Origin of the sequence: Variovorax sp. Sphag1AA (assembly GCF_014192575.1) — a bacterium.
Lineage (GTDB): Bacteria > Pseudomonadota > Gammaproteobacteria > Burkholderiales > Burkholderiaceae_C > Variovorax.
Genome location: NZ_JACHYC010000001.1, coordinates 396,313 through 409,415, shown reverse-complemented (window position 1 = coordinate 409,415; position 13,103 = coordinate 396,313). Strand labels below are relative to the sequence as shown.

Genomic DNA, 13,103 nt, shown 5'->3' with positions numbered 1-13,103 from the left:
TTTCCTCCCCTACCCCGCGACGCGTGCGACTTCGTCGAGCGTCGTTTCACCGGTTGCGACAAGCTCCAGAGACGTTTCGAGCAGCGGCGTCCAGCCGGCCTGTCTTGCTTCCGCCTTCACAGTCGAGATGGAGGCTTGCGCAGCGATCGATTCGCGCAACCTGTCGTTCATCACCAGCACTTCGGCAACCGCTCGTCGCCCCTTGAAGCCGGTTCCGCGGCAGTGGCTGCATCCTTTGCCGGCCCGCAGGTTCCAGGATGAAATCGCATCCGGGTCAAGACTGAGGGAGGACAGCACCTCCGCAACCGCCTTCACCGGCTCGGAGCAAACGCGGCAGTTCATTCGCACCAGCCGCTGTGCCACGATGCCGTTCAGGGCCGCCGAGAAACTGTAGGCATCCACACCCATGTGCAGGAAGCGCCCCACCACGTCGAACACATTGTTCGCGTGAACGGTGGTGAAAACCAGGTGCCCGGTCAACGCAGCCTGCACCGCGATCTGAGCCGTCTCGTCGTCACGGATCTCGCCGACCATGATCTTGTCGGGATCGTGGCGCAGGATCGAACGCAGCCCGCGTGCGAAGGTCAGCCCCTTCTTCTCGTTAACGGGAATCTGCAGCACCTGCGGCAACCGGTATTCGACAGGGTCCTCGATCGTGATGATCTTGTCCCGGCCGGTATGGATCTCGGTAATGGTCCCGTACAACGTAGTGGTCTTGCCCGAGCCTGTGGGCCCCGTGACCAGCAACATCCCATGCGGCTTGGCCGCGAGCCGCCGGATGGCCGACTTGGTCTGCTCGCGAAGGCCGAGGCTTTCGAGCGTGAGACTCTGCGCCTGCTCGGTGAGCGCCTTGCGATCGAGCAGACGCAGCACCGCGTCCTCGCCAAAGATGCTGGGCATCACCGAGACGCGGAAGTCGATGTCGCGGTCACCCACGCGCACCTTGAAGCGTCCATCCTGCGGCACGCGGCGCTCGGCGATGTCGAGTTCCGCCATCACCTTCACCCGCTGGATCACCTGCTCGGCCGTATCGGCGCCAGCGACTTCGGTGATGGGCACGAGCACGCCATCGAGTCTGTACTGCACGCGCAGTCCCTGCGCGTCGCATTCGAGGTGAATGTCGCTCGCGTTGAGCTTGAGCGCGTCATAGAGCGTCGAGTTCACGAGCTTGATGACGGGACTCGCTTCCTGCTGGATCGAGACCATGCTGATGGTCGCGGCCAATTCGGAATCGTCGCCCTCGGCCTCTTGCGGCTGGAAGCCATCCATCGCTCGCATCTGGCCTTCCTGCTGCGCCATGAGCCCGTCGAAGTCATCCGGACCCATGAGGCTTACGACCACGTCGCGAATACCAAGGCGCCGGCACTGGTTCAGGCCCCAGGTTTCGGCGGCTGCGTCCCGGTGATCCGTGAGGGACAGATAGACCTTCCCAACCTCTTTCGGATCATCCGGGGGCGCCTGGAGCACGACCACCTTGCGCGCGACCGCATCGGGGTATCCGACGACTTCCCAGCGGACGCTCAGATCACGCAGACGCGCGGCGTCGAGCCATGCGAGGCCCATCGATTCGGCGATGCCGCCCAGTTGGCTGGCACTCATTGCAGGCTCCCCGCCAACTCGAAAATCGGCATGTACATCAAGACCACTACCAGCCCAATCACAAGACCGATCAACAACATCAGGACTGGTTCGAGCAGCTTGGTGGTTGCATCGATCCAGCGGGCCATCTCCTCGTCGTGAAAGCGCGCCGCGCGTTCGAACATCGTCGAGAGTTGGCCGGAACGCTCACCCACCTGCACCAGCGACTTCGCGACCGGCGTGGCAAGACCGAACTGCACAAGCGCCTGCGAGACACTGCCGCCCTGCTCGATGCGCTCCCGCGCGCCGGCGAGCGAGGATCGTTGCCCCGCGCCGAGCAGGCCGTCCACCATGCCCATGGCTCTTGGCAACGCGATCCCCGCGGACAACAGAAGGCTCAATGCGCGATAGAACCTGCTCAGTCTGAACAAGTCTGCGCGCGGCGCCAGGCCCGGCAGACGCAGCAGCCGCTCCAGCAGCCTCTGTCGTGTGGATGGTTGCCGAAACTGCCAGACGACCGCCGCGAACGCGCCCGCAAGCAGACTCAGGACAATCACCGCATGCCGATCGATCAGATGGCCGAGGCCTAGCAGCAGGCCGGACGCCCACGGCATTTCCCGCCCCGAGCTTTCGTAGACGGCAGCGAAACGCGGCACCACGTAGCCCAGCAGAAACAGCGTCACGAAGCAACCCACCGCAATCAGCAACGCCGGGTAGATCGCCGCCGCGACGAGCTTCTTGCGCAACGCGTCGAACTGCAATTGATAGGCGACGTAGCGTTCGATGGCCTCAGGCAAATTACCGGTCCGCTCGCTGGAACGAACCGTCGCGACAAAGACTGGTGGGAACTGAATCGAATGGGCCTCGAGCACATCCGAGAAGTTCTTCCCCTGGCGCAATCCGGCATGAACGGCAGCAAGCAAGGTGCGCGTCGCGCCCTGCGATTTCTCCATCAACGTGCCGAGCGCCTCACCGAGATTGAGGCCGGCCTGCAACAGCGAGTGCAGTTCCTGGCTGAAGAGCAGCAGGTCGAAGCGACCGCTGCCCACTGCAGGACGACCGTCCGCGCGCGAACCTGCATTCCCGTCGATGGGAACCCCGGTGCTGTCGATCTCAAGCACGCGCAATCCTTCTCGACGCGCCTGACGCGTGGCGCTGGCAGCGTCCGTTCCCGCGAAATGCACCCACCTGCTCTGCCCATTGCGCTCCTGAACCCGAAGCCGCAAACCCATCGCTGTCATCGACCAGAGGCCTCAATGGAAGGAAACATCGGCGTTTTCTTTCTCGCCACCGGCCTGTCCGTCCTTGCCGTACGACAGCAGGTCGAACTCCGCGGTCTGTCCCGGCGAACGGTAGATGTAGTCTTTGCCCCACGGGTCGGGCGGGATCTTCTTCTGCATGTAGGGCCCGTTCCATTTGCTTTCGCCGTTGGGCTTGACGACGAGCGCATGGAGCCCCTGCTCGGTCGCCGGATAGTGGCCTGTGTCCAGGCGGTAGGCATCGAGCGCCTTGCCCAGCGCATCGATCTGTGCCTTGGCCGTGCTCTGCTCAGACTTGCCGATCTGGGAGAAATAGCGCGGACCGACGATCGCCGTGAGCAGACCGATGATGACGATCACGACCAGAAGCTCAAGCAGCGTGAAGCCGCGCCCTCGGCAAAAGCGCGGAAAGCGAAAGACGCTTGACGGGAAGTTCATTTCAGTCATCGCTGCGACGTGACATCCCAGAAAAACGACCTTCCCATTGGCACTGCGGGAATGAACAGATGATTCGGGATCAGTCGATTGGGCGTACGCACGACAAACGTGCCGTTGGACTTCACGGTCTCTCCCGGGGCCACTGCACCAAAGACCAGAGCGTCGTTGATCCACTGATGGACGGGGAGGGCAACCGATCTCACTTTGGCCGTGACGCCTTTGATCGTTGTACTGCCCTTGTTGACGAGTTCGGCGCGCCAAGTGGACTCCCACACATCGGGCGAAATCATCTGCTCCGAAACGATCGTGATGTTGCAGATTCCAATGTCTGGATCGGTCGTAGTCGCCTGCGGTGGAGGCCCCGCAAGATAGTTGACTGCTGCCTTGCGTGAAACACCGATGTAGTTGGGGTCGGTCGAGACCACCTTTCCATGCAGAACGTCAAAGCCCTTCGCGTCAGTCGGCACACAGTCGTTCGCGGCCGTCACCTGGACCCGCTGAGGAACGCTCCAGTTGGCTGAGGTGAAGTCGAGCTGCGCGGGAACGGCCACGCCGATGCTCGGATCCGTCGACGCGATGGGCACTACCACCGGGGCGCTGGGCGCCTTGCTGAGATACACAAGGTAGGTCAGAGACGAATTGGAGGACACGGACCCAATGGGACTGATGAACGGCACGACCAAGATGTCCGCCTGCTGGGCCGACGGGATGACGACAGCGCCCGGTGCGTCGGCGCGGCCTATGCCCCTCTCGTCGTAAATCCGCGCAAACGGGTAATAAGTCCCAGTGCCGAGCTTCGAGACGTCCCATACATAGCTGCCGGAAGTGGCCCCATGTGGCTGGCGCAACCCATCGACGATCAATGTCCCGACCTGTGAGAAACGCGACGTCGCGTAGTAAAGCGCCACAGTCTGCTCGGCAGCCGGGTTGACGCCGTCCCACGTCAGAGTGACCTGCTTCCGTTCGCTTCCGTCGACCATCGCAACGGTTGGCGCGATCGGTTGCGAAGGCTCCGTCAGCCCAATCGCCGGGGGCAAAGCATCCGCTGCATTCACAGAAAAGCTTGCGAACGGCGACCACGCACTTGCAGCGCCGTGCGTGTCAACAGCCCTGACCCTCCACCAGTACCTTGAGTCCGTGATCACACCCACGATCAGCGCCGTGGTGTCCGAAGAGCGGCTGGTGGCGAGCTGCTCGAGCGTGTCGAAATACAACTCGAACTCGTAGTGCACAACGTCCCCGTCGGGATCGACAACCGGATTGACCTCCAGGGTGGCCGATTTCGTCGTGACCCATCCGCCATTGCTAGGATTCTTGACCGTCGGCGTGGGCGGAGGTTCATTGACCGCATTCACGAGAAAGCTCCCGATTACCCAGGCCGATTCCGAACGTCCGTCCTGCGCTTTGACCCGCCACCAATAGCGCCTGTTTTCCTCGAGGGCCGGCGTGACCCAAGTCGTAGAGCCTGAACCATTCGGTATGACCTCACCGGAATTTCGCCGGTCCGACGAATCGAACGTGTTGACCGAGTCGATCTCGAAAACATGGGTGATCAGATCGTTGTCCTCATCGGTGCTGTTCAGGATCGTCAACGCGGTATTCGCACTGCTGCTCTGCCCGCCGACGGGTGGCGAAACGATCGACGGCTCTGTCGGAACATGGTTGCCCACGTTCACTTTGAACTCCCACGTTGGCGACGACCCGAGGGCGCCAGAAGGATCCCTGGCTTCTACGTGCCAAGCGTAGATTGCATGGTTCTTCAGAGGTATCGGAACCGTCCAGGACGTCGTACCCGTTGGCGATTCTTCGATGTCGTTCCCTTCGGCCTCCAGTACCCAGTGAGGCTCGACGGCCAAGTGGACGATGACGCGGTAGGTAATGGCATCGCCGTCCTTGTCCACACCGTTCGTCCAGCTCAAAACGGGCATCACGGACGACACCTCCGCTTTTTGTGCCGGAGCCGTGAGATTGAAGTTGCTTGGAGGGTCGTTGAACATATTGACGAAGAAGCGGCCACCATTCCGGGCGAAGGCACTCTCAGCGTCAACCAGTTCAAGTGGATGGCGCCGGCCAAGGTCACCTTGCCGGGCGGCGGCACGCAAGAAAGAACCTGGGACGGCCTGTTCAATCTGGAGAGCCTCAAGGCTCGAACGCCGGGACAGCAGACCACGCTCAACCTGACGAATGCTTATGGACAGATGCAGGAGCTCAAGACCACCAGCCGCATCGATACTGCCAATGGTTCCAGCAGCACCCGCAATGCTGCCTACACCTACGACGATGAGATTCGTCTGACGCAGGCCAAGACCGACACCGGCGGATTGTTCAGCGACACCGAGACGTTCACGCTTGACGCGGTGACGAACCGCACGGCCCACAGCCGCGCGAGTGGCGAGTGGACTTACGACGTCAACAACCGTTTGCTTCAACGCCCAGGCGTGGCAGGCACAGTCAGCTATGAGTACGACGCGAACGGCAATCAGATCAAGATGACTGAAGGCAGCAGGGTGACGCACTACGTCTATGACAGCGACAACCGGCTGATCGAGGTGAAGGATGGGCAGAGCAACCCGATTGCACGCTATGGCTATGACCCGCTCAATCGCAGGACGTGGAAGGAGCAGTACCGCGACCGGGCTGGACGGGGGCTGGATCAAGCCTTGCGTACCTACTATCTGTACGCAGACGAAGGCTTGATCTCTGAAGCGACGCAAAGCATTCTGCTCAAGCCCGATCAGAGCAGCAGCGCAGACCAAGAGCCTGTCATCCGTACGCAGTACGGACCCAGACCGGGAAGCCAGTTTGGCACCGGCGTGCTGTTCGTTAAGGCTCAGAACACCAATGGACAGGACGTATTCGCCTGCTGATCAACTTCCAGCTCACGGGCAGCTATGTCGATGATGCGCCCGCGCAGAACACGCTGCTGCTGAATTTCGGAGACATTCCGGCATCGTCGAGCAAGACGGGGCGGTGGGTCATGGAGACTTCGCTCTCCGGCAAGTTCACCGAGTTCAATGCGTCGTTCAATCACGCGGACGAGCTTGGCGGCACCGTCACCTCAATCTTGGAGGCGACCAATGCTCACGTGCTGATCCGCGATGTCCGCGTGGACCTCCCGGGGCGCGATACGGTGCGCGATTTCCTTGCGGTCGATGGCGACGTGATTCGCATCTACGAGTCGGAAGGGCTCGACACGATCGTGACTGATCGCAGTGCGGAGGCGCAGCTGCAGGCGGGCACCAACACGCAAGGCGTCGCGACCTACAAGCTCACGATGCCGCCCACGGACGGCTTTGTATACGCCAAGTTGCCCGATCCGTTCGGCGGCACCAAAGCGGTCGGAGCCGTGATGCGCTCCGATGCGAAGCCGTTGCCACCGGAAAACGTCTGGCTGTCGCGCAGTCGCAATCCTGATACGAAGCAGTGGGAGTATTTCGTCAACTTTTTCGACGTCAACACGACCGGCGTCTACGACAGCGAATTCCAGGCGCCGCCGCAAGCGGCACTCCCGCCGGTCATCCAGTTCATCCCTGATCGCGCGACGAAGGAGGGGCAGCCCACGCCGTTGAAGGTGCGCTTCCATTCCACCGGGCCAACGGAGGTCTGCACGCTCAGGTCCACCACTTCGGCGCTCAGGATGCCATTCGGTGGGGTCACTGTCGTGGCGGCGCCCTGCGCCTGTGCCGCGAGGTTCAGTCCAATGCAGCCGACCAATGCGGCCAACGCCGTACCTACGCGGCGCATGATGACGGTCTCCAATACGCCGTGTTGGCTGTAGGCGTAGCCAATCCGGGTTCCGTCAGCCCAGGTCAGTTGGGTCTTGTAGCCCGCGGGGCTGTACTGGTAGGTGTAGCCCAGTGAATAGGTGCCGCCCGCAGGATTTGGATATATGACGGTTTCGCTTGTCTTGCGGCCGGCGTCGTCATAGGTGAACTTGGCGCTTGTGGTTTGCTGGCCTGCGGGTCGGGTTGCGTCGATGTCGCTCCAGTCCGTGAGATGGCCATCGGCGTGCTGTTCCGCGCGAGCGACATCTATACCGCCACGCTCGACAAACAGGGCAAGCTGATTCCGGGTCTGGCCGGCGCGACCATCACTTTGCAGAACGAAGACGTGGCGAGCGTGAGCTACCAACTCACCACCGACAACCTCGGCGAGGCCTACTTCCAGAACGTGCCGACCGGTCGGTACGCTTATCGCGCCCGCGCCAACAACCACCAGGAAGTTGCGGGGCGCCTGCAGGTCAAGCCTGGGATCGCGCAGACGCAGCCAATCTTCCTTGACTACAACCTCATCACGGTCGAATGGAACGTGCGTGAGATCAACCGACTGCTTGTACGGCTGGGTCGCCAGGACGTTGCCATCGGCGTCGACGATCTTGAAACGCAGCTCGGTCGATGGGTTGTTTCCGCCACCGGTCGCGGTGAGGAATTCGACTTCCACCGCAGAGGTATTTTCGATCGTGAGCCGCACCTTGCCGGTGGCCCCGCGGGTGAATTCGCCGGTCGTCATGCCAACCACCAGCGCGCTGTCACCGATGTCGAAGGTCTGGTTGCGGCCGAGAAGAACGGTTTCGCCTTCGTGCGGGCTGCTTTCGATGCCAGTCATCGCCTGCACCTGATCGGACAGCTCCGCATAGCCACCGATGACGACGGTGACAAGCTGCGTCTGGTTGCTGCCGAGATCAAAGGGCTCAGACTTGTGTTCGGCGAACTGCGTGCCAGCACGGCTAGTCGGCATTCGCACAATCACCCGCGCATTGACCAGCGGCTCCGCGGAAGTGTTGACCACCTGCGCCTGCACCCTATTCATGATCCCGCGCTTAATCGGCAGACCCGACACGATCTGTGTACTGACGGCGGGTAGGGTCAGGCTGCGGCCGATCTCCTCACCTGCGGCGTCCACGCTCGCGACTGTGTATCGCCGCTCGCCGCCGGAAAACCCGCTGTCGCTGATGCTGGTCGCGGTGATCGGGCTGGGCGTCAACTTTGTGAGATTGGCATCGGGGCCGACATACACGTTGTAGCCCGTGAGGTTCCCGTTCGGCGCCTGCCACGAGATGACCGGTAGCGTATTGCCGATCTGCTCGACACGCAGGTTGACGACCGGCAGCAGGCTGGTGTTGAGATAGGCCGAGTTGGACACCGCCGATTCATTGCCCGCGACGTCGACTGCCGTGACAACGTACGCACTTTGGCTTGGCGAAGGTTGCGGATCGTAGGTAATCGGGTTCTTCACACGCGTCTTGACCGGCGTGAGGTCATCGACGCTCGTGATGCTCGTGCCGCTCGCACGATAGAGGTTGTAGTAGTCGACCGGGCTTGCCACGGGTGCCTGCCAGGTCGCCTTGATGCCCTGCCCTGTAAGCAGCAGCGTGAGGTTTTGCGGAGCACCCGGTCCATTGGCGATGGTCGCCACGTCTACGGTGGCGCTCTGGCTAGAGACCGTCTCTTCTCCGTTCGAGGAACGGATCGAGGCCACGGCGTAGGTGTAGCTGCCGTCTGCCGGGGTCTGATCGACGTATTCGGGCCCACTTGCACGAGCGAGCACCTCTAGTGCGGCGTCGCTCGGGCCCTTTCGATAGACTTGGTACGCAAAGGCCTCGTCGACGGACTGCCATGTCAGCGCAGCTTTGCCGCCCGGGATGGCCTTTCCGATAAGCAGTAGCGGCGCATTTGCAGGGGGAAGATTCCCTTGGTAGACCTGGAAGCGGTTGGCCGCGGTGACCTGCGTCGACACGTTGTCGAGATCGTCCTGGGTCTGATTGCTGAAGCTGAGTATCTCGGGTGCAGTCAGGCCGGCGTCGGACGGCAGTGTGAAGCTGCCCTCCCAGGTAACTGCATCGACCGATGTCAGCCCTGCGATGGCAGTCGGCTGACGGCCACTACCGGACAACAGGTACTTGATCTGTGGCGGAACGCCTGCCTTCGGCGTCTTGCTGAAGACGAATGTCGCCTGCACCGTGGTGTTCGCACCCGCCTTGATCGGCGCGGGCGGGTTCAGCATGGTGGACGACAACGCCGGTCCTTCAGTGTCGATCTTGAGCGTTGCACCCGCATCGATTTCGGTGCCACGATTGCCGACGGCATCCCGCGCTGAGAACAGCGTATTTGCGATACCTGATGGCGTCTGGGCATTGACGAAGAACGCGCTCGTGTAGGTCGTGGCGTCGCCCTTGGTCAATTCGAGGACGATCGGCGAGCCGCCTGCTGGCACGACCGCAAGGTACGGCGCGGCCTGTAGTTCCTCGCTCACCTTGAGCTGGACGTTGACTTTGCCCTGGCCGATACGGCCTGTGGCCGTATCGGCCTTGCCTTCAGGCTGGTATATGACCGACAGGGCTTTGGGTGGGTCCCTATCCACAAAGACCTGAACCTGATCTGATACTGCAGAGGTGGTCCCAAGCGAGTTGACTGCTACCACACGATAGAACCAGATTCCGTCTTGATCAGGTAGATCCTCATAGCTGGTGCCGCGAATCGACGACGCATTTGCTTTAGACGCGAATCCGATATCCGCAAATGCAGCCTGCGAACGATACAGGTCATAGCCCGCTGAATTGGGATCGCTAGATGCGGCCCATGTTAAGCGAACCTTGCCTTGGGGTTGCGAGACTGCCCGCAGAAGGGTGGGCCCGCTTGGCTTCGATGTATCAAGCGTCACCACAATCTCCGTGCTGATTGCACTGGAACCGCGATTGTTTCTGACCATGGCGGCTATGCGATTTTTCCCTTCGACGAGTGTTATCGCCCCTTGAAATTCCTGATTAACCACCCCGAACCAGTCCCCTTGAGGTTCGCCATTTAAGATAAGAATAGCCTCAGCTCCCTGCGACGTGGTGCCACGTACAACTACGGAGTCTTGGTTGGTTCTTAATTTTTCTTTCGGTTCAATTAAATTCGGCGCACTCGGCGCCGGGAGATTTATATTCACCCGAACATTTCGTTCAACAAAATTCCCCGCCTGATCTTCCGCACCTGCAAGTAGCTCATGAATGCCATTCGAATATTGAAGGGGGTCAATAACTATTTGATAAATATCATGGTCGTCGATCTTCACCGGCGAAAGTGCATTCCCCGCAAAATTTGCAAAGATCGATTTGATTCCGTTTTTGTCCGACGCTTTTAAAATAAGGGTCACAGCTTGATCAATAGATAGCTGATCGCCAACACCAATTTCCCCATTGAGCACCTCCATGGAAGGCATGGTCACATCAGGCGTGACAGTGATTGTTTTGCTGGCTCTTGTCGTTCCGCCGATGCCGCTTGCTTGCAAAGATACGTCATAGACGTTCGGTTGCGAAAAACGAACAATCGGACTGCTTTCACTGCTCGTTCGACCATCGCCAAAATCCCACCAATAAGACGCCGGGCTTCCGGTCGTCTTATTCCCAAATGCTACGTCGAGGGGAGATTCACCCGAAAGGACGGTAGGATCGAAATCGGCCGTCGGTGCCGGGAGAACAAGGACGTCGACAATGTTGGATTCAGAGGAAAAATTTCCCGCTTTGTCCCGAACATTGAGACGACCGTAGAGCCGCTGGCTAGGCACTGCACCGGCATAGGAATAAGACGTTTGCGTCTCAGGGACAAAATCATCCCAAAGCACGTTCTGAAACTCAGGATCACTCGCAATCTGTAACCGAGCACTTTCAACACCACTTAGATCATCCAAGGCCTGGAAGCGCCAGAGAACAGAACCTGGCCCGGTTTGACTGGCAGCAAGCATCCGTCCCTCAGGGGCATCCAGATCTATCGTCACCACTTGACTGAGTCCAGACCAAAGCTCCCATGTCCCCCCGGAATTCACGCTACCACGAACGCGCGCGCGATAGCTCTCACCGGAGTCCATACGACCACCCCAGGTAAAAGAATCCACATCCCCCAGTACTTCAGCATAAATGGTTTCACCAGCATCTGTCTGAATTTCGATCTGATAGGAATTTAGCTCATCGATTTTCTGCCAACTCCAACTCGGACTTCCATTTGTAAATCGCGCCGCAGCGATCGGAGGACTGGGCGTCAGATCCGAAATGTCGATGAAACCGTAGGGTGCACCCACGTCGACTTTGTATTCCAAACCAGCAGCATCGGGGATATAGGAGATTGCCATTTCAGGGGAAATGACATTAGATTGATTGCAGCCGTGCTGCATGATCTGAGTAGTTCCACCTTGAATTCCGATGGTCGCAGACTCTCCCGTGCTTCGATCCTCTCTCAAGAATCGATACTGAAGTTTTACCTCATTCGTCGTTTCCGACAAGACGGCCTGAAACGTTCCCATCGGCAAATTTGAACCATAAAAGTACTGGTTTGTCCACTGAATAATCAATTTTCTATTTGGGTATTCATTGATCGTTTGATATTGAATTTTTCCGGTGGGCTGCCCTGCCGCATCCGTTCTCAAATCATCCCAAAAAACGTATATCGTATCCAAAAGACTTGGCAGGCAGTAATTTGTGTAGTCCCTATCGTGAGACGCAAATTGAATCAGGCCATTAGTAGTTACATTGAACTCGGTGTATTCTTTTCCATAAAATCGAAACACAAAACCAATGGGAAATGGCCCCGCAGCAGCGTCGTCGCCAACGAGATGCGTCTCAACTCCGGCGTGCGATGTCAAATGAAGAACACACAGTGCACCCACAATCCACGCTCTTGCAATTTTAGAAATCAAAAGAAAAATCACCCCAACATGCTGTTGGAAATATTTTTTAATAGTATTCATTGCTTTTAGATGAGTCTTCTCGCCTCCCACTCACCAGACAACTTGCTTTTGGAGTTCCACGGATAGAGTGGCCTGCCCCCTGAGGCAGGAAAGTGCTAAAGATTGATTGAGCTGGCAACCGGCTAGACAGCAGAGCGAAAGGTTGTCGCGCAAGACAACCCCCTCCGCCCTAACCCGCAGCGCGGCGGTGACGTTGAGCGGGCGCATTTGGAGCGCCGCCATGGCCAATAGGGAAGGTGAATTGGCGAAGTAGGCAACCCGGGTGCCGACTCAAGCTGGAGCGCGCGAAAGCGCGATGACGCTGCAGGTCGCTGGACCTCGAGCGCGACCGGGCCTGCACGGAATCTTGTTCCGCCTGGAACGTTGCGGCGCCTGTTCGTAGCCGTGAAATCGGCGCACGCACGACACCCAAGCGCTGCTCGCGCTTCGGGTTGCTGCTCAAGATTTTCTCCCTGACTATTTTTGTCGTTCGTTCGTGTGAATTCCTCACGAACGCGGCGAGCTTACCCCGAGCTTCGCAACGCGTCGGCGGGACGTTGCGCGGATTTTTCCGGGGCAACTCGCCAACTTCTCCCGCGTCGCATTGGCGCATCTTCAGATGGCTGCAGCACTACTGCCAACTGGCCCAGATCGCCGAGATACCGATGGCCAATTGACGAAGCCGATGGCGCTCACTTCAAGATCGTTGCCGACCTCTTGAACCAGGCCTGATCCGCAGAGATTCCAGGGCCGCACCACGCGATGTCCGCATTGCCCTGAATCGCGTCGTTTTTTTAAATGAGATCAGAGCCGTCCCCGAGCCCCAGCACACCTGTCGTTGCCTGAGCAGTCCTCGCATTGAATGAGGTGCGCGGCCGACGAACTTGTCGTGCCCGACTTTCTCAATCTCTGCCTGAACTCCCGCTGCACCGGGCTGAGCACAACGCGATGCCCGCCGGCTTCCAGTCTCAGCCGCCAGGGTCATACCTAGGTCTGGCTTGATCAGCTCGCCGTCGCCGGCGGCAGGAGTCAACGCCAGTTCCAGCATCACAGGGAAGATCGCTCCGCGCCTTTCGTCTTGCCCTGCGTCGGCCGTCAAACAGCTGACAGGCGCCACTTCCGCGT

General features: G+C 59.5%; 6 protein-coding genes. 1 reads left to right on the top strand and 5 read right to left on the bottom strand.

The window, feature by feature from the left end; all coding sequences use genetic code 11:
• Nucleotides 1–9 precede the first annotated feature (9 nt).
• From FHW64_RS02055 to FHW64_RS02040, 4 genes are all read right to left on the bottom strand, one after another.
• Nucleotides 10–1,599 carry a GspE/PulE family protein gene (locus tag FHW64_RS02055; protein WP_184522609.1) on the bottom strand — a complete coding sequence of 530 codons (1,590 nt, stop codon included), beginning with the start codon at nt 1,597–1,599 and terminating at the stop codon, nt 10–12.
• Complete coding sequence (locus FHW64_RS02050; protein ID WP_221210175.1) at nt 1,596–2,699, bottom strand: type II secretion system F family protein; 1,104 nt, start codon at nt 2,697–2,699, stop codon at nt 1,596–1,598. The genes FHW64_RS02055 and FHW64_RS02050 overlap by 4 nt, the downstream gene beginning before the upstream one ends.
• 132 nt (nt 2,700–2,831) lie before the next feature.
• Nucleotides 2,832–3,275, bottom strand: a complete 444-nt coding sequence (gene gspG / locus FHW64_RS02045; RefSeq protein ID WP_184522605.1) for a type II secretion system major pseudopilin GspG — start codon at nt 3,273–3,275, stop codon at nt 2,832–2,834.
• 5 nt (nt 3,276–3,280) lie between these two features.
• A complete protein-coding gene (locus FHW64_RS02040; protein ID WP_184522603.1) occupies nt 3,281–5,377 on the bottom strand; it encodes a fibronectin type III domain-containing protein in 2,097 nt (698 codons plus the stop codon).
• On the opposite strand from FHW64_RS02040, the gene FHW64_RS02035 reads away from it, so the two are divergent.
• Nucleotides 5,336–6,142, top strand: coding sequence for a hypothetical protein (locus FHW64_RS02035; protein ID WP_184522601.1), 807 nt, complete (start codon nt 5,336–5,338; stop codon nt 6,140–6,142). The two genes, FHW64_RS02040 and FHW64_RS02035, sit on opposite strands and share 42 nt — an antisense overlap.
• A 601-nt stretch (nt 6,143–6,743) precedes the next feature.
• Here FHW64_RS02035 and FHW64_RS02030 read toward each other — a convergent pair.
• Nucleotides 6,744–11,999, bottom strand: coding sequence for a PKD domain-containing protein (locus FHW64_RS02030; RefSeq protein WP_184522598.1), 5,256 nt, complete (start codon nt 11,997–11,999; stop codon nt 6,744–6,746).
• Nucleotides 12,000–13,103: the final 1,104 nt, after the last annotated feature.